Here is an 18130-nt window from a genome sequence, read left to right on the forward strand (position 1 = left end):
CGATTAGAAATCGTCCCCGCCCTCGGTGACCGCCTTTTCTTTTTCGTCTGCGGTCGTGCAAACGGCCTGGACGACAGTCTGAAACGTGTCTTTATCCGCGTCGGCCGATATTTGGGCCGTGAATACGGCCACCAAATCGCTGCCGGACTTGATGACCCGCCACGCACCGACCTTGACGCGATTGTTTTCTCGCAACAGGTCGAGCAGCATTTCGGCGGAAGCATCCCCGGGTATCTTGAAACCGGGCGCCCAAACCTCTCGAATCTCCATGTTGCCCAATTCTACCGTTTTCCCGTTGGCGTAAACGAGTTGCGTCCGCTCATCGTCGAACCGAAACACCATCTTGTAATCGCCGTCGGAATCGACTTCATACTTCCAACCGATGGCTTCAATCACTTTGCGAACGCGGGCATCGGCCGAGCTGCCCAATTGCGCCCGGGCGACGACCGCGAACATGGATGCGGCGATTATGGCCGCGAGGGCTACCCAGGCCGGCTTGTGACGAGTTGACATGGCGAAATTCCTTTCGCTGAAAGAGTCTGAAAACACGCGGTTGCCCGGGCGGTCCGAGCATCGAAACGGTACAAACGAGAGGCCGCACAAAAAGCCATCGAAATCACCTGGACTTCCGTGACGTCACGAGGCAGTGTAACCCCGTCGCAACCAAAAAACACTAACCATTATTGGGGGGTAAACCAGTGTTGTCCGAACCGGACGAGAATCGGTAAGATGCAATGCGTTTTTTGAAGGGAGAGAAGCTCGGCGCGCCCGGTCGTCAGGGATGATCGTATGCAGCAGTCGGTATGCTCGCAAGATGCGGCAGCGGAAATTTCCGTGGTGATTCCGTTGTGTAACGAAAAAGACAATGTGCGCCCGTTGTATGAGGAGCTTGTGCAAGCCCTGGCGAGCCTGGGGCCATCCTGGGAGATCTGCTTTGTGGACGATGGTTCCCGCGACGGAACGTGGGAGGAGTTGCTAACCGCGACCTCGCAGGACCCTCGGGTCACGCTGGTGCGTTTCGCGAGGAATTTCGGCCAAACCACGGCTTTAGCGGCGGGGATTCGTTCTACGCTAGGTCGCATCGTCGTGACCCTGGACGGAGACTTACAAAACGACCCCGGCGACATCCCACGCTTACTCGAAGTCTTGGAGCAGGGCTACGACGTTGTTCACGGTCGGCGATGCAAGCGGCAAGACGGTTTTTGGACCCGCCGATTGCCCTCTCTGGCGGCCAATTGGCTGATTCGCCGCATTATGGGCACCGAGGTGCACGATCTGGGTTGCGCTTTACGGGCCATGCGTCGAGAGTTGGCCAACCGCCTGGAGTTGATCGGGGAGATGCATCGTTTCATTCCCGTCTTGGCCGACTCTCTGGGAGCGAAATCGGTCGAAATTGACGTAAACCATCGTCCACGAACGTCGGGGCGGACCAAATACGGGCTGGGCAGGACGTTTCGCGTTTTGCGAGATCTAGCCATTCTCGCGTCCCTTGCCCGGGGACGCCGCACGCCGATGAGCCGTTTCTCCCGCACCGCGATTGCGTCCGGTGTTTTGGGAGTGGGGTTGATGTTCTGCGGAGTCGTCGGGATGGCGGGGAGCGCCACGGCTCGGGCGGCGTTTCTTATCGCGGCCGAGGTCGCGTGGTTTTTCTCGCTGGCGATGTGGAATTTGGGGCTACTGGCCGAACAACTGGTGAGAGTGACGGGCTGGGAGAAAAACGCCTTGCCGTTATACCGAACCGTCGTTTCCGGTCGGGAAGCGGTTCAGTCAGTCGCACCCGCCTCGGTCGCGCCGACGGTTTCGGACGGCCCGCCGTCGCCGCCCGCCGTCATACCATTTCCGCAACCGAAGACGCTCCACATTCCGGTAGCGGAAACGCCCTTGGAATCGCCGTTGGCCCGCACGGGCACTCGGTGTTAGCGCATCGCTTGCTGCGGACCGAGCGGGCTACACGCTGGTGACCGTCCCGGACCATTTCGGCTGATGCTCCGCGATGACAGGCTGAAACCACAGGCATCCGAAAAAGTGCGCAGGATAAGAGGACTGCGGCGTCCGGCAATCAACGTTGATCGTTATCCCGGGGATCGGTATGATCCAAGCCGGCGGGGGCTTCCGGATAAGGGAAAGCTGCGCTCGAGCGAAACATTGCGTTCCGCCCGCGGTTCGGCGCGTCCGTTCGGCGGTTTTGCGAAACCAACGATCTGGTGTAAGTACCGACCGGACCGCAGCGTTCTACGAAAAAGTCGTCGCCTGCCGTAATGATCCCTTCCGCCGATGGTGAACGCCATGAATAAGCATTTCGGCTTACTGACTCTTGCGGTATTGACGGTCGTCTGCTCGGGACGTCTCAGTCTCGGCCAGGAATGGGCGACTGCCATGTTCGATCACACGCAGCACGATTTCGGTATGGTGGCGCGGGGCGCCAAGGTCGAACATGTCTTCACGTTGAAGAATCTTTACGTCGAGGACGTGCACATCGCGAACGTGCGAACCAGTTGCGGTTGCACGCAACCCCGTTTCACCAAGGACACTTTGAAGACGTATGAAACCGGGCAAATCATTGCGACGGTGGACACGCGAGCGTTTATGGGCCGAAAGGACGCCACGATAACCGTGACCTTCGATAAACCCTTTCCCGCGGAAGTGCAACTACATACGTACGTGTACATTCGCAGTGATGTGGTGTTCGAACCGGGCGAGGTTTTGTTTTCCGGCGTTCCCGCAGGCACCGCCGCCGCCCGTAAGGTGCAACTGAGCTATGCCGGTCGCAACGACTGGCAAATCGTCAAGGCCGTCCCAAGCGTACCATTCTTGGATGTGAAACTGGTGGAGACTGCTCGCGGCGGAGGGCAAGTTCGTTACGAAATCACGGTGACGCTGCAACCGGACACCCCGCCGGGCTATTTCTCGGAACGCATCGACCTGACCACGAACGACGTCCGCAGTGACGCCCAGCGTGTCAGTTTGCCTGTCGAAGGTTCCGTCGTGGCCGCTGTCAGCGTTCAGCCTTCCCAAGTGCTGCTGGGCGTGGTTCGGCCCGGCAACACCTTGGCACGCAACATCGTGATCCAGGCTCGCGAACCGTTTCAAGTATTGGGAGTGGACGGTCCTGATGATCGATTCCGATTCGTGATACCGAACGGCAAGAAGAGCGTCACCGTCATTCCGATGACGTTTGAGGCCGCGAGCCAAACCGGAGAGATTCGCGGCGAAATCGTCGTTCGTACCGACCTGCCCGGCTACGAGACGATCCGCGTGCCGGTTCTAGGGAAGGTCGAGTAGGCGGCGACTGCCGAGATTGCACGCCGAAATCCGGCGATTACAGTCGGGGCCGAGGAATTAGGGTCCGTGGGTTGCGACGTTGGATTCCGCCATTGCCTTGACCGCGAACAATCGCGTCAGCGTTGCCACGTACAGCACGCCGTTCGCCGCGGTCGGGGTGGATGCCGTGGGGCTTCCCAGATCGATCTCCGCCAAGATGCGCTTTTCTTTGTCGGCGGCGAAGACGTAGAAATCGCCGCGCCGCGATCCGACGTAAATCTTGCCGTCGGCCGCCATCGTGGAACCAAAGGCGTCCCCTCGCATGTTGTGCGTCCAATAGGGTTGGCCGGTTTCCGCATCCACACAATGGACCATGCGCCCGCAATCGGCGACGAAGACCAAGCCGTCGACAATCGACGGAGTGGAGCAGCAGTGTTCTTGGAGAGGATACGACCACAGCAGCGCCGTTTTCGTGACGTCGCCCTCTTCCCTCGCCTCGATGCACTGTAGCCAGGCCTCCCGTTTTCCCCACCAAATATCGCCGCCCACGGTGACGTAGATGCGACCGTCATGAAAGACGGGCATGCTCTTGATGTTGCTGGGACTGACACGTCGGTTGGTGATGTATTGATGGACGTCTTCCTTCGGGGCTTCCGGGTCGCAATCGAAACGCCAGACGCGTTGCAAAGTCCGCACCGGCCCCTCCGGAAGGTCCTGGGGCAGCGCCTCAAAGCCGTACAGCACACCGTCGCCGCCCGCAAAAAACACGACCCGCTTTCCCCCGATTTTTCCCAGGGCGGGAGAAGACCACGTGGCGTGGAAGATTCTCGGGCCGATGCGTTCGCCGTCTTGAGCCACCAATCGACCCGTTCGCTTGTCGAGCACGATGAGGCTGGGGGCGTCCGGCGCCCGAATCTTACGATGCGTATTGTCGACCCCGTTGCCGGTGTTGATGTACAGAAAGCGACCGTCCATGAGAATTGACGCGTGCGCACCGTCGTGCGGATAGCTGCCGACCTCTTTCGGCATGTCGAAGAGCCAAATGATGTCGGCATCCTTTTCGGTGACCTCTGGGGGCGGTTCGTCGAGGGCCGCCATGTGCCGGCCCTCATCTTGATAAGGGCCGTCGTTTCCGTCGCGTTGTCCATCCACGTCCAGGCATACGACCTCAAAACGATTCGTGACGGTAAACAAGCGATCGCCGTCCACGGTGGGCGGGGAACACATGCCGATCCGCGGCCAATCGAGATACGGGTCCTCGCCCAATCGCGGCACGGCCAATTGCCATTGCAGTTCCCCCGTCGCTTCGTCCAAGCACAGAAGCACGGCCCGATCGCCTTGGATGCGAGGGTCCCGCGGCCTGGCGTTGTTGGCCCCGATGTAGACTCGCCCTTGCGCGACGATTGGCGACGCATAATTGTCCGTGCCCAGGTCCACGGACCAAAGTATGTTTTCCCCGCTTGGGGGATCGAATCGCGCGGGCAGGTTCGTTTCCGCCGAAACCATGTTCCGGGTAAACCGTTCACCCCATTGCGGCTGATCGGCGGCAAACATCGGGCCGTTTAGATAAAGAATCAGCAGAAAGGAAAAGATGCCGAGGCCGTGCTTGGACGAGGACTTGCCGGAGTTGCCGGGAGGAATACCGGGGGGGAGCATGAAGACACTCCGAGATGAAGGCAGGAAAAAGCTTGGGAACGTGTTCCCTCAGACTACGCGTTTTGGCGGCGAAATCAAGAGTCGATTCGGGGCGGGTTGGCAACAGCGCACCGCACGGTTCGTGCCGCCGCGGTTCCGCTTGGCCGATCTTCAGACCTTCTGCTGGAGATCGGGATTGGGCTCGGTAATCGGCCGGTCGATCATCGCATCAGCCCTAGCGCTGCCGAAGAATTGCTCGCGCTGGGCGTCCCAGCGAAGCGTTTCGCCCAGATTGACGGCCAAGTGTCCCATCACGAGCGCGGCCGTAACATGGTTTCCCACCTCGGCCGGTTCGGAACTCGGGCGGCGACTCTTCACCGCGTCGAGAAAGTCCCGCTTCTCGCTGGTGAAGCGAGGTTCAGGTTGGTCCACCAACGGGAATGGCTGCGTCTTAAGCTTGTCGTCACTGGCTTCGAAAAAGTTGAATCCGGCCTTGATCCAACCCTTGTCGCCCTCGAAATACATGTAGGGGCTTTCCGTAAAGTATTCGATCTCGACGCCGCCGGGATACTTGTAGGTGATGTGGAATTTCAAGAGCACGTTCCAAAAGCTGTCGGCGGGCGGATAGACGCCGGTTCCGGAGATTTCCAGGGGCCAACTGCGATCCAAGCCGAGGCACCAAAGCGCCCCATTAAAAAGGTGCGTTCCCCAGTTCGTCACCATGCCGTCGCAGAAATTGAGCTTCCGCATCCATCCAGGCCGACCGCTCAGATCGTGCCGCGGATGAACGCCGTTGAGCGTGTATGGGATGGGCGGCGCTTGGGTCTTTCCCGCTCCCAACCAGCGATCGTAGTCCAATTCGTCGGGCACAGGCATTTCCGGTTGGGGCGGGCAACCGACGTCACTCTCGGGCACGCCGACACGAACCTTGCCGATCTTGCCCAGCAAGCCACTTTGGACGACCGAATAGGCCCGCCTCGCCGGTTCTCCCACACGAAATTCACTGTCAACGCGAAAAATCCGCCCCGACTCTTGCGACGCCTTTTGAAGGCGGCGTCCCTCCGCGATAGTCCGTAGGATCGGCTTTTCCAGGGCGGTGTCTTTCCCGGCTTGCATGGCCTCCATCGCCATGACGACGTGCCAATGATCCGGGGTCGAGATCATGACTGCATCGATGTCGTCGCGTGCCAAGAGGTCGTGGTAGTCGCGATAGGCGGCGCAACCCGCGGTCATGCCGTGTTTTTCGCGGTTGTATTCGTCCACCAACTTCTTCGCTTCGTTCATGCGCCAAGCGTCGACGTCGCAGACCGCGAGAATGCGACAGTCGGGTTGCCGTTGAAATAGCGGGATATTCTTGTGGTAGCATTGGCGCCCCGTGCCGATCATTCCCATGGTGACCGTATTGCCGGGTGCGCTTTCGCCGAAGACCGTGGCAGGTACGACGGTCGGAACGGCAACGGTCGCACCGACGCAAGCGGACCATTTCAAGAAGCGACGTCGCGAAGACCTTTGCATGGGGAATCTCCTCTGGTATCGGTTCGGGGACAGTGGGAAGGGCCATCCCCGCCGTTCGTCCGCTTACGCCGGATCGTATCGAGTGCCGTCCGTAAAGCAACAGGGGGCGCCATCGGGAATGAGGCGGCTATCGACCGTCCGCCGTGTTTCGCTGCTCGTCGTGCATCGCCTTCCATGCGGCCAAGGTCGCCTCCAGCAACTGCTCGGCGGGGGTTTGGATGTTGTACAGTTGAACGTACACCGGACCGCCGTAGCTCAAATCCCGCTCCAGGAAGTGCATCATGCCCGCTACATCAAAGCTGCCCCGGCCGAGCGGTTGGATCAATCGATCCCAGTTCATGGATTGTGTATCTCCGGTGTCGGAACCATTGATGGTTACCGCCTTCAAGAGCGGGCGCGCCGTCCGAATCGCTTCGCGAATTCCGTCGGGCGAGTGTTGTTTCAGGTAGTGGCACAGATTGAAGCAAACGCCCAAGTTCGGCCGATCCGCCGCCTTGGTAACGGCGAGGGCCGATTCGATGGTCGGAATGCGGTTGCCAACATGGGGATAGATTGCCACGGTGACGCCCTCCCGACTCGCGCGATCGGCAAGTTCCCGCAATACTTGAACGATCCGCGCGTCATCCGCCTGGGGACCTTTGTTCCCCGTTACATGAACCAGTGCGATACCGCGGCCTTTTAGGACCGCCAGGACATCCTCGATTGGAATGCTGAAGGCGACGCCCTCCGGGGTGACGGCAAGGCCGACATATACCGCCGTAACTTCGACGCCGTGAGCGCGGTATGCTCGAACCGAGTCGGCCAATTGATCGGCCGGACAACTGAGTGCCACGTAATGGTAACCCTGCCGCTGCATGATTTCCGCGACCGTGGTCGGGGGGAGACGTCGGATGTCGATGCTGTTGGCCATGACGCCGAATTCACCGGCGATTGCGCCGATCGACGGCACCAGGCACGCGGTCATCGCGAAAAGAATAGACCGTGCAATGCCGATGCCCGTGTGCTGCCGAGCATGCGTTTCCATGAAGTCACCTCCCATGCGTGAGAGAAAACGCGGCGAGGGCCCCCTCTTACGCCGCTCTGCATATCATGATCCGAAAGGTGCGTGGGCGAAAGACCTAGCCCGCAGCGTGGCCATATCCACGCGTCTGCAGGTCTGAGTCGGGCCCCCCCAAAAAACGCCTTCGGTTGGGAGAGGGGCTTCGCCAGGTTGTATTCGCAAAGGCTACTTGCCCGACCGAGCGATCACGACGCGGACAGGCCCGGTGAAGCAACCCCGAAAAACCGCATCGGCGATCTAGGCGGCGTTGTTCGTCTTCACCGTTTAGCCTTGCATCTGAGGAAATCTCATAGCAATGAGATTTCGACTTCCCGGGTTGTGCCTCACAGGGGTCGGCGCGGGCAAGCAGAATGAATCGTTGGATATTTTCGCAGCGATCTACGAAAAACCGTGCTCGAGAGACGACGAGCATGGACTCTCGCTTCCCGTAAGTGGGACACAACGATCCGCTGTGCCTTTTGTGTCAGGATTCACTGCAACTTAGTGGCTGGTCTGTCGCCAGGTACGATTAGTGCGCCAAATAGAAAACCCCTTCGGAAGCGAGCTAACGAGGAGTTATCGGCCGCGATGAGGTGCGGGAATGGACGACGTGGTGCGGGTGTTTTTGGCGAACGGGCAGCAACTTCGGCCGATCAAACGCCTGGGGTCGGGCGGGTTTGCCGAAGCCGGGGAGGTGGAATCCCCCAGCGGGGTCCGCTCGGCGGTGAAGGTTTCGCTGCAACCGATCAACGGGAAGAATCTCGCCCTGAAAAAGGAACCGAATAACCTCTCGCTCATCAAAGCCATTCCCGGTCACCCGCACATTGTGAGCCTGCTGGACTATTGGGTAGTGATGGGTAGTGATCGATTACCTCGTGTCGCGCTAGGCACTGGCCACGGGCGGCGACCTAATGGCGTTGTGGATGCGTCATTTCTAGCGTATTCGCTTTGAGGTCCTATTTGCGGTAGCGAGATGAGCTCTCTTTACAAGGCCGGACCTGACCTTCCTGAAACACTCGACAGGGATTTCTCGCGGCCTTCTTCCGTTTGCGATTTCACTCGCTAAAATAGGCTCATAAGAAAGGAGCAAACCGCCGAACTTGGGCTATTCGGCGAAAGGATTCAGCGGTGTTTTCTAAAAAAAAGGGGCCGCAGAATGAAACACCTCACGAACGGGGCAAAGGGGTGGAATCGCTTACCTGTATCGCGCCGATGCCTTCCGAGCTTATGTTTGCTGGGTTGCCTGTGGATGCTCGGGTGTTCTCGCGAGGCCGTAGAAAGCTTGCGGGCTTCGCCGCCCACGCCTCAGGCGACGTCGCAGCAAGTCAACACGCCGGAACAAATCCCGCCGCAACAGACCGTCGGAGGACCGGTGGGCTTCTTCGTGCATCGACCCGCTCAAGGCGAATCCGAGACGAAGGTAGTGCCGCCCGGTGGAAGCAATTCTTCCTTGCCGCTCGGTGCTTCGGTCGGGGAATCGTCCGGACCTACGCTCGGCGAGATCGCACCGACGATTATCGCGGCGGCCCAACCCTCCGGTTCCGCGACGGGTTCTCCAACCGTTCGATGGGTGGATTTGACGCTGCCGGTTTCCCTGCCGCAAACGGGACCGGAGGGAACGATCATGAGCTTTGGAGTCGAGTATCGTCTCCTCCCCGAGGCCCCGCGCGACCAAACATTCGCCTGGGTGATCCAGTCCCGCTCGGGAAAGATTTTTCGTTTGGACGGCCTGCAACTTGACCAGCAGGGAAATCTGATGACGATTGTCGCGGAATGGCGACCTGAGGATGGTCCGTTTTGCTCATGGATCGAAGATGCCGTAGGGCATGCGGTCTCGCGGAAACTCGATTTTTGACGCCCCAAGGACTGCGTTCAGCCTGCCGCTGAACAACGACGGTACGCACTCGGGGAATCGACCGCCGTTATTGACTTTAGCTTCGCTGGAAATTGACCCCGGGGCATGTTGACCGAGCACGAAATCGAGATTCGCGTCCGTTATCCCGAGTGCGACCCGGGAGGTTTTTTACACCACAGCCGGGTTTTTATCTATTTCGAGATGGGGCGGACCGAATTGCTGCGGGCATCGGGCGGCAATTACCGCCGGTGGGAGGAAAGCGGGCTGTACGCGGTCGTGGTGCGGGCCGAATGTCGCTATCTCAAACCGGCTCGGTACGATGACTTGCTCCGTCTCCGGACCATCGTGCGGCGGGTCACCGGCTTCAAGATCGAGCACGAATACCTGTTGTACCGCGATCAAGATCTTCTTTGTACCGGACGAGTCCTTTTGGCGCTGGTGGACGCCCAAGGGCGTGTTCAGCCCATTCCGGAAGAAATGCAGACCGCCGACGGCACGGTCCGCCGGAGCGACCGCGCGGAGTAGTCAAGCCGCTGTGAGAACCGCGATCCTACTGGTGGGCGCCCCGTGCAAGACGGTCGGTCAGCCTGCCTCGCGGTAGGCTGGAATCTCCGGGGAACGGTCATTGCTCTCTAAAGCATCCCGCGCGCCCGATTCCAACCAGGGAGCGAGCAACGCCAGCGTCCGATCGACGGCCCCTCGATGAGAGGCAACCAGGTCCGCGGCCCGTTTACCCAACTCCCGGCGGTACTCCGGGTCTTGCAAGCATTGTGTGACGAAGCGTTCCAATTCGAGCTTATCACGCACGACGACCGCCGCCTCGGCCGCCAAGAAATGGCGGACCACGTCGCGGAAGTTCCAGGTGTTCGGGCCGAAGCAAACCGCCGCCCCATAGGCCGCCGGTTCGATCATGTTTTGCCCCCCGCGGCGTCCAAAGCTCCCGCCGACCAGAGCGACGTCGGCCATCCCCCACCATGCCGCCAGTTCGCCCACGCTATCGACCAGCAATATCGGTAGACTCGGCAAGGCGCCACTCGTCGCGCCCTCGGGCGACGTAGCGGCGTGTACGCGCGTATCCGGACCATCTCCCAACTGCGAGCGTCGCAACCAGGGCATCCCGCTCCGGGACAACATATCCGCGACCGCATCGAATCGTTCCGGATGCCGCGGCACGACGATCAGTCGGAGTTTCGGGAACCGTCGGCTCAGCTTCTGAGCCACGGAAAGCGCGAGGACCTCCTCTTCCTCCTGAGTGCTGCCGGCGATCCAGACGACTTCGTCCCGCCCGATTCCCGCAAGGTTCCGAAGACGTGCGGTGGCCGGATTGTCGCGATCGCTCTGCGCTCCGTCGTACTTCATGGAACCGGTCACGTGGACCGCGGCGGCATGGGCACCCAGTTGCTGGAATCGCCGCTTGCCTTCCGCGTCTTGAACCGCAATCAGATCGATCGCCGCGAAGATCGGTCGCAAAGCGAATCGAGCGCGACGATAGCCCGCGAAACTCTTGTCCCCTAATCGTGCGTTGATGATCGCCACGCGAACGCCTCGCGCCTTGGCCGCCCTGATTAGATTGGGCCAAATCTCCAGTTCGGTCAGCACCAAAACCGAGGGACGAACACGGTAAAAGACCCTTGCGACTGCCCAGGAAAAATCCAGCGGAGAGTAGAACACCGTGAGGTCCGGAAACCGCTTGCGTGCCACCTCCATTCCGGTTTGGGTCGTCGTGGAGATGACGACATCCCAATGCGGATAGGCCCATCGCAACGCCTGAACCAGCGGCGGCAGGAGATGGACCTCACCCACGCTGACCGCGTGGAACCAGATGCAAGGACGCCGACTCTTTCGGTACGGCACCGTGCCTAGCAACCGCTGCGCCCAACCCCGGCGGTACTTTCCTGCGGTGACGGATCGATAAATCAGAACGGGGCTGACCAAGATCAGTAGCGCGAGATAAGCGATGTCGAACAAGATCGACATGGGGAATTCCTTTTCCCGCAAGGCGGTCGCTGTGCTCAGACCCGCGTGGGTATCGAGGTGCGTTCCCCGACACGCGTGCGAGTTCACGCGACGCCGCGCTTCTTCATGCAACAGTGCTTGTACTTTTTGCCGCTCCCGCAAGGGCAAGGTTCATTCCGTCCGACTTCCTGCGTTCGTTTGCGGAAGGGTTGCTTTTTCTCGGATTGTTGCGAACCTTCGATGGCTTCCTGCTGTTGCTGGGCGATTTCGGCGACCGCGTTTTTCGACGACTCTTTCTGCGCTTCCGTCTCTTGCCACATGGAGCGGACGAATCGTTCGTCCATTTGCTCCACGCGGAAAACGAGATCCGTGATCCGGCGCGCCGTGGATTCCCACATCGCCTCGAATAGCCGCATCCCTTCCCGTTTGTATTCGACTTTGGGATCGACCTGGGCGTAACCGCGAAGCCCGACGCTGTTACGGAGATGATCCATTACTAGAAGATGCTCTTTCCATGCGCTGTCGAGCGTGTGAAGAAGCAGGAATCGCTCCATCTTCCGCATTTCCGGCGCATAGCGATGATTGAACGCATCGCGGAACTTCCATTCCAGATCGCGGCGTTCCATCCGCGCCACATCATCGGGAGTCAGTTGCAGATCGACGTGCTCCGCCGTCCATCGACAAAACGCATCCAATTGCGGATGGTCTTGGGGAACCTTGGCTCGGGGATCGTCCGCCATTCCTTGGAACAAGGAACGGAGCAAGGCCGTGCCTTCCTCCCGAAGTTTTTCGGCTTTCTCGAACTGCCGCTCGGAAGCCTCCAGTAGAATGTCCCAGATCTCTTGTCCGGACTTGTTCTTGAGATCGTCCTCGGACAATTCCACGTCGAAGCGACTGCGGGCCCAGGCCAGGAGACCTTCGCGATCGTAAACACGATGCCCCGTGGCATCGCGACCCGAATAGTAGGCCAACCCCGCCCGCAAGGGGAACTCGATTTCCTTGCGGCGATACGCCTCCAGGGCCTTTTCAAAGACCAAATCCTTGACCGCCGGGGGCTCCAAATCCCGAAGTTCGTCCAGGCTCAGTTCGATGCCGAACTTTCCCCGCACCCAGTTGATGCTGCTCTTCAGACCGAAGTCGGGTTCCAGGAATTTCGCCCCCTCCTGAAGATCGACCTCGCGAATCGCGGCCTGGACCTTTTCCAGAAGCGCATCGAGGAGTTCCTCCCGAGGAATCCTGCGGATATCGCGTTCCTTGACGTCCACCTTCCAACGAGCGGAGATGGACTTCGCCAAGGCTTCCCAGTTCCAATCCTCCGGGTCGGCGTCCTCGGGCAAATTCTCCTCGATGAGATCGAAGAGTTGGCTTTCCGCCATGCGCTCGGCTTGATCGCGTGCGAACGCCTCCGCCGTGGAAAACTCCATGCCGCGGAAATCACGACCGCGGAATTCCGTGGAGAGTTGTCGGCCCGCCCACTCCGCGAACATATCCGCGCCGAACATTTTGGCCAAGCAGATGTCGAGATGATGGTCGATCTGTTCCCGAATCATCCGCGTGACCAGCATTCGGCAATCGGCCCCTTCGAGGATGTTCTGCCGGTAGCTGTACACGCGTTTCCGCTGCTCGTCCATGACTTGGTCGTACTCGAGCAGATTCTTGCGGATTTCGAAGTTGCGTTCCTCGACTTTTTTCTGCGCCCCCTCGATGCGACGCGTGACCATGCGGCTTTCGATGGCCTGACCTTCCTCCATGCCCAGGCGAGTGAGGACGTTCTTGACCCAATCGCCCGCGAAGATTCGCATCAGGTCGTCTTCGAGCGACAGGTAGAATCGGCTACTGCCGGGATCGCCTTGACGCCCCGAACGCCCTCGCAACTGATTGTCGATGCGGCGGGCCTCGTGACGTTCGGTTCCGATGACGTGCAACCCGCCCAAGGCGACGACTTCGCGTCCCTCGGCCTTCATCTGCTCGCGCTTCTCGATCTCATTGACGAGGGCGTCCCACTCTTCCCGCGGAACGTCCAAACGCGTGGGGTATTTGTGCTGCAAGACGGCCCAAGCCATCGCCTCCGGATTTCCTCCGAGGATGATGTCCGTACCGCGTCCCGCCATGTTGGTGGCGATGGTCACCGCTCCCTTGCGTCCGGCCTGAGCGATGATTTCGGCCTCGCGGGCGTGATGCTTGGCGTTCAGTACCTGGTGCTTGATGCCCCGCCGGCTTAGCATCTCCGAGAGCATCTCGCTCTTTTCCACCGAGACGGTGCCCACCAAGATCGGGCGTCCCCTGCGTTCGATGTGATGCAACTTGGCCTTGGGCAGAATCTTCCGCTCGCCTTCCTTGGTAATGAAGACGATGGAGTCGTCGCTCTCTTGTTTGACCTCGCCGATCTCGTATTCGTAACGCGTAAACCAAACCGTATCCCACTTGTGCATCCGTTCGATTTCTTCGACGATGGCCTGGTATTTCTCACGGGCCGTCCGATAGATTACGTCCGGATGGTTGACACGCCGGAGGGGCCGGTTGGTGGGAATCGCCACGACCTCGAGTTTGTAGATCTTCCAAAACTCGTTCGCCTCGGTCATGGCCGTACCGGTCATGCCGCAGATCTTGTCGTACAAGCGGAAGAAATTCTGGATCGTAATCGTGGCGAGGGTTTGCGTCTCCTCCTTGATCCGCACGTTTTCCTTGGCTTCCACGGCCTGATGAAGACCGTCGCTCCACTGCCGACCGTGCATCAGTCGCCCGGTGAACTCATCGACGATTACCACCTCATCGCCCTGCACCACGTAATGTACGTCGCGTTTGTAAAGGTGATGGGCCTTCAGCGCGTTGTCGATGAGATGCGGCCATTCCAAATTGCCGGCCGTGTAGAAACTCTCGACGCCGGCCAATTCCTCCGCCTTGCGAATACCCTCCTCGGTGAGATGACAGGTACGATCCTTTTCGTTGATTTCGAAGTGCGCTTCCGGTTTGAGTTGCCGCGCGATCTGATCGGCGCGACGGTAGCGCGAAATGTCGTCGTGAGCAGGACCGGAAATGATGAGCGGCGTTCGCGCCTCGTCGATCAGGATGTTGTCCACCTCGTCGATGATGGCGTAGTGCAAACGCCCCTGCACCTGCTGCATTTCGGCGGGAAATCGATCGTCGCCTCGCGCCGCCAATCGCATGTTATCGCGGAGGTAATCGAAGCCGAATTCGTTGTTGGTCCCGTAGGTGATGTCGCAGGCGTAGGCCTTTTGGCGTTCCCGGGCGCCCATGTCGTGCTGAATCGCTCCGACGGTCAACCCGAGGAACATATAAAGCGGCCCCATCCATTCCATGTCGCGCCGGGCCAAATAGTCGTTCACGGTGACGACGTGAACGCCCTTCCCTTCCAGGGCATTCAAGTAGGCGGGCAACGTGGCGACCAGGGTCTTTCCTTCACCGGTCACCATCTCGGCGATGCTGCCGTTGTGCAAAACCATACCGCCCATCAGTTGGACGTCGAAATGCCGCATTCCCAACACGCGGCGCGACGCCTCGCGGCAGACGGCGAAGGCCTCCACGAGGATGTCGTCCAACGACTCGCCCGCCTCCAATCGCTTGCGGAACTTCTCCGTCTGCTCCCGCAGTTCGGCATCCGTCATCTTCTGATAGCGCGGTTCCAAATCGTTGATCGCCTGCACCTTCGGTTGCAACCGGCGGACATAGCGAGCGTTGGCGGAACCGAAAACGGCGGTAACACTGCGATCCACGGTCTGCCCGAGAACCGTAAAGGTGTCCGTCACCGCGTCCCAAAGACGTTCCAATAGCTCCATCAGAGTACAGCCCTAATATGAAAGACGGCGCAGATTCCTAGGGAAGGGGTGTTACCACCCGGTCGGGTCGGTTTTGTCAAATAGACAGGTCAATACGCCAAAACAGGCGCAAATAGAGATTGTAGCAAACGCCATGCCCGTACAAAATGACAGGCTTGCGCACTCGGCCCGTCCGAGCCGCTTCACGAGGCCTAAACCGCAAATTGAGCGCCGACCGCAATTTAACGACTAGGCCCGAAGTCGTCAATCACGAACACGCACACTAACCACTATTGCGGGTGGATTAAGTATTACCCATGAGTGTACACAAACGTTGGGCCGTGACCTTGGCGGGCCTGAGCGGCCCCAAAAAAGCTTGTAACCGGGGATTGGCGGATGGTTGTCAGTTTGCGTCCAGAGACGCCGAACGTCCAATCATTCAGGTCTCGGCAAGGATGCCCTCCGGCACTCTTCGGCCGACGTCGTCGATTCGGTTATATTGGAAGGGTTCGTCGAGAATCCCTGACCTATCGGCTTCCGGCTTCGGGAGAAATAGGACTGTATTTCCGCCCCGCAAGAACCGAATTTCCGCCCTGCTAGACCAAATCCATCAACCGTGACGAAGATACCGCCAGCCTCGCTATCCTCGGGAGAAATCGCGTTTTTGGGAACCGGCACGTCGCACGGAGTGCCCCTGATCGGTTGTCGCTGCCCGGTCTGCACCAGCGACGACCCCAGAAATCGCCGCACCCGGTGTTCGCTGGCGGTGGGTTTGCCGGAAGGGACGGTCTTGATCGATACTCCGCCCGAATTGCGTTTGCAACTTTGTCGGGAGGGCCTTTCCGACCTCCGCGCCGTGCTCTACACCCATGCTCATGCAGATCATCTCTTCGGCCTGGACGACTTGCGGATCATTTCCCAGCGACGCAAGACCGCGGTACCGGTTTACTGCGAGGCCTACGTGGAAGCCCGAATTCGCAAGGCCTTCGATTACGCCTTCGAGGAGAACGCCCCGGCGGGTGGGGTCCCGCAACTCGAATTCATCACCATCGACACCGCGCCTTTCGAGCTTTTGGGTACCCGGGTGATCCCTCTGCGACTGAAGCACGGACCGTGGGACGTGCTGGGGTTCCGATTCGGTGACGCCGCGTATTGCACGGACGTGAAAGAGTTCCCCGAGGAGACGCTAAAGCGTTTGCGAAACCTGGACGTTCTGATCCTGGATTGCCTGCGCCACGAACCGCATCCCACGCACCTGTCGGTCGAAGAGGCCTTGGCAATCATCCGTATCGTTCGGCCCCGCCGATGTTACTTGACGCATCTTTGCCATCGGTTGGACCACGCCACGTTCAGCGAGCAACTGCCCCCCGGCGTCGAACCGGCCTACGACGGCCTGAGAATCCGAACCGAGATCTCGCCGCACCCAAGTAGCGCGGATGAGGTCACCCTGCCCAGCGTGGAAACGTAGTATCACGGGTCTTCAGCGAGTGACGACGGGTTATTCCCGAATGGACGGAGTGGAAACGATGATACAAACGGATCAACGCGAGTACTGGCAGCGCCGACTGCGGGAGTACGGCCAAGAGCACCTTCTGGCTGCCTGGGATGAGTTGCCGCCCGACCGACGCGAGGCGCTCGCGGCATCGCTGCGAGCCATCGACTTCGAGCTTATTCGCCGCCTTTATGAGGGTCGAGACAACAAGCCCGACATCGCCTCCCTATTGCAAAACGCCACATCCCCTCGCGGACCGAGATTGAGCGATCGGGCGAATGCCTCACGGCGCAGGGAGGCCTTGGAGTGCGGCGAAGAAGCCCTCCGCAGCGGAAGCGTGGCCTGCGTCCTAGTGGCGGGCGGCCAAGGCTCTCGGCTGGGGTTCGAGCACCCCAAGGGGATGTTTCCCATCGGTCCCCTGTCCGGACATTCGCTGTTTCAAGTGTTCGCCGAGAAGATTCGTGCCCGGGGAAAGCGCTACGGAAGTCGCATCCCGCTGGCCCTGATGACCAGTCCCGTAACCCACGCCGAAACGATCGACTATTTCGAACGTCACGAACGGTTCGGACTGGGAAACGATTTGCACGTCTTTTGTCAGGGGACCATGCCGTCGGTGGACGCGAACACAGGGAGGATTTTGATGGCCGGACCGGACGCCCCGGCCCTCAGTCCCAACGGTCACGGGGGGATGGCGGCGGCGATCCACCGCGACGGAATCCTGGAACGCTTTCAGCGGCAAGGTATCCGGCACCTATTCTACTTTCAAGTCGATAACCCGCTTCTGGATGTGGCGGATCCGGAATTCATCGGCCATCACATCCTGGCCGGATCGGAGATGTCCACGTTGGTGGTCGCCAAGCGGACGCCGTTCGACAAAGTCGGCAATGTCGTGCAGGTGGGCGACCGATTGCACGTGGTCGAATACAGCGATCTTCCCGACGACTTGGCGACAAAGACCGGTCCGGACGGTAAACCGCTGCTTTGGGCGGGGAGCATCGGCGTGCACGTCATCGAGGTGGATTTCCTCTCGCGTGTCGCCGATTCGGCGGAGGCCCTGCCCTTCCACGTGGCATTCAAGAAAGTGACGCATTACGACCCTATCACTCGATCCCTCGTACAACCGGAGACGGCGAATGCAGTGAAGTTCGAGCGTTTCATCTTCGATCTTATCCCGCATGCCGCCAATGCGATCGTCATCGAGGTGGACGAAGACGATCAATTCGCGCCTCTGAAAAACGCCGCCGGCGCCGAACGCGATACCCCGGAATACGTCCGAGACCGCATGGCGATCAAATGCCGACGACTGCTCAGCGAAGCCGGTTGCGAAATCGTCGGCGATCCGGTGGTCGAAATCAGCCCTCTTTTCGCCATGGATTCGTGGGAACTGTCGCAGAAACTGCCGAGCGGCACCCGGATTAGTGAACCCGTCTATTTCGGCCCGGATGGGCCGGTAACGGTGAACGTCGCCGACGAAAGGCAAGGCATGGATTAGTCTTCGTCACCGCCGAAGCTCGAAGGGAGCGGAAGTCAGCGTCATTGGATCGGCTCAAGCGCAACGAAGCCCTCGCATCTCAACTTGTGTCAAACGGGAATACGCCATC

At 59.7% G+C, this 18130-nt stretch carries 13 protein-coding genes; 7 read left to right on the forward strand and 6 right to left on the reverse strand.

The annotated features are described in order from the left end of the window. Positions 1-3: 3 nt before the first annotated feature. The gene (locus ACYQ6J_RS02980) at positions 4-513 is read right to left on the reverse strand and encodes a YbjN domain-containing protein (RefSeq protein WP_460182709.1); all 510 of its coding nucleotides are present in this window, start codon (positions 511-513) and stop codon (positions 4-6) included. Positions 514-789: 276 nt separating this feature from the next. Between ACYQ6J_RS02980 and ACYQ6J_RS02985 the strand changes: the two genes are divergently transcribed. Together ACYQ6J_RS02985 and ACYQ6J_RS02990 are read left to right on the forward strand one after the other, a co-directional pair. Further along, entirely contained in the window at positions 790-1920 is a 1131-nt protein-coding gene (locus ACYQ6J_RS02985) for a glycosyltransferase family 2 protein (RefSeq protein WP_460182710.1), read from the forward strand. 366 nt (positions 1921-2286) lie between these two features. Then, complete coding sequence (locus ACYQ6J_RS02990) at positions 2287-3282, forward strand: DUF1573 domain-containing protein (protein WP_460182711.1); 996 nt, start codon at positions 2287-2289, stop codon at positions 3280-3282. A gap of 57 nt (positions 3283-3339) precedes the next feature. On the opposite strand, the gene ACYQ6J_RS02995 is transcribed toward ACYQ6J_RS02990, so the two are convergent. From ACYQ6J_RS02995 to ACYQ6J_RS03005, 3 genes are all read right to left on the reverse strand, one after another. Next, positions 3340-4917: an outer membrane protein assembly factor BamB family protein gene (locus ACYQ6J_RS02995; protein WP_460182712.1), complete on the reverse strand. Its 1578-nt coding sequence runs from the start codon at positions 4915-4917 to the stop codon at positions 3340-3342. 150 nt (positions 4918-5067) lie between these two features. Further along, positions 5068-6411 carry a Gfo/Idh/MocA family oxidoreductase gene (locus ACYQ6J_RS03000; RefSeq protein WP_460182713.1) on the reverse strand — a complete coding sequence of 448 codons (1344 nt, stop codon included), beginning with the start codon at positions 6409-6411 and terminating at the stop codon, positions 5068-5070. A 127-nt stretch (positions 6412-6538) separates the two neighbouring features. Further along, positions 6539-7435, reverse strand: coding sequence for a sugar phosphate isomerase/epimerase family protein (locus ACYQ6J_RS03005; RefSeq protein ID WP_460182714.1), 897 nt, complete (start codon positions 7433-7435; stop codon positions 6539-6541). Positions 7436-8051: 616 nt separating this feature from the next. Between ACYQ6J_RS03005 and ACYQ6J_RS03010 the strand changes: the two genes are divergently transcribed. The 3 genes from ACYQ6J_RS03010 (at position 8052) to ACYQ6J_RS03020 (ending at position 9830) form a co-directional block, all read left to right on the forward strand. Then, positions 8052-8402, forward strand: coding sequence for a protein kinase family protein (locus ACYQ6J_RS03010; protein WP_460182715.1), 351 nt, complete (start codon positions 8052-8054; stop codon positions 8400-8402). Between the two features lie 297 nt (positions 8403-8699). After that, positions 8700-9305, forward strand: a complete 606-nt coding sequence (locus tag ACYQ6J_RS03015; protein ID WP_460182716.1) for a hypothetical protein — start codon at positions 8700-8702, stop codon at positions 9303-9305. Positions 9306-9410: 105 nt separating this feature from the next. After that, the gene (locus ACYQ6J_RS03020) at positions 9411-9830 is read left to right on the forward strand and encodes an acyl-CoA thioesterase (protein WP_460182717.1); all 420 of its coding nucleotides are present in this window, start codon (positions 9411-9413) and stop codon (positions 9828-9830) included. Between the two features lie 57 nt (positions 9831-9887). Here the strand turns inward: ACYQ6J_RS03020 and ACYQ6J_RS03025 are convergent, their stop codons facing one another. Together ACYQ6J_RS03025 and secA are read right to left on the reverse strand one after the other, a co-directional pair. Then, the gene (locus ACYQ6J_RS03025) at positions 9888-11282 is read right to left on the reverse strand and encodes a 3-deoxy-D-manno-octulosonic acid transferase (RefSeq protein WP_460182718.1); all 1395 of its coding nucleotides are present in this window, start codon (positions 11280-11282) and stop codon (positions 9888-9890) included. Between the two features lie 83 nt (positions 11283-11365). Continuing rightward, positions 11366-15058 (reverse strand): preprotein translocase subunit SecA, encoded by a 3693-nt coding sequence (gene secA / locus ACYQ6J_RS03030; protein ID WP_460182719.1) that lies wholly within the window; start codon positions 15056-15058, stop codon positions 11366-11368. Between the two features lie 595 nt (positions 15059-15653). On the opposite strand from secA, the gene ACYQ6J_RS03035 reads away from it, so the two are divergent. Both ACYQ6J_RS03035 and ACYQ6J_RS03040 read left to right on the forward strand, forming a co-directional pair. After that, positions 15654-16505 (forward strand): MBL fold metallo-hydrolase, encoded by an 852-nt coding sequence (locus tag ACYQ6J_RS03035; protein WP_460182720.1) that lies wholly within the window; start codon positions 15654-15656, stop codon positions 16503-16505. Positions 16506-16563: 58 nt separating this feature from the next. Continuing rightward, positions 16564-18021 carry a UTP--glucose-1-phosphate uridylyltransferase gene (locus ACYQ6J_RS03040; protein WP_460182721.1) on the forward strand — a complete coding sequence of 486 codons (1458 nt, stop codon included), beginning with the start codon at positions 16564-16566 and terminating at the stop codon, positions 18019-18021. The last annotated feature ends 109 nt before the right edge of the window (positions 18022-18130 follow it).

It is taken from the genome of Thermopirellula anaerolimosa (genome assembly GCF_054657335.1).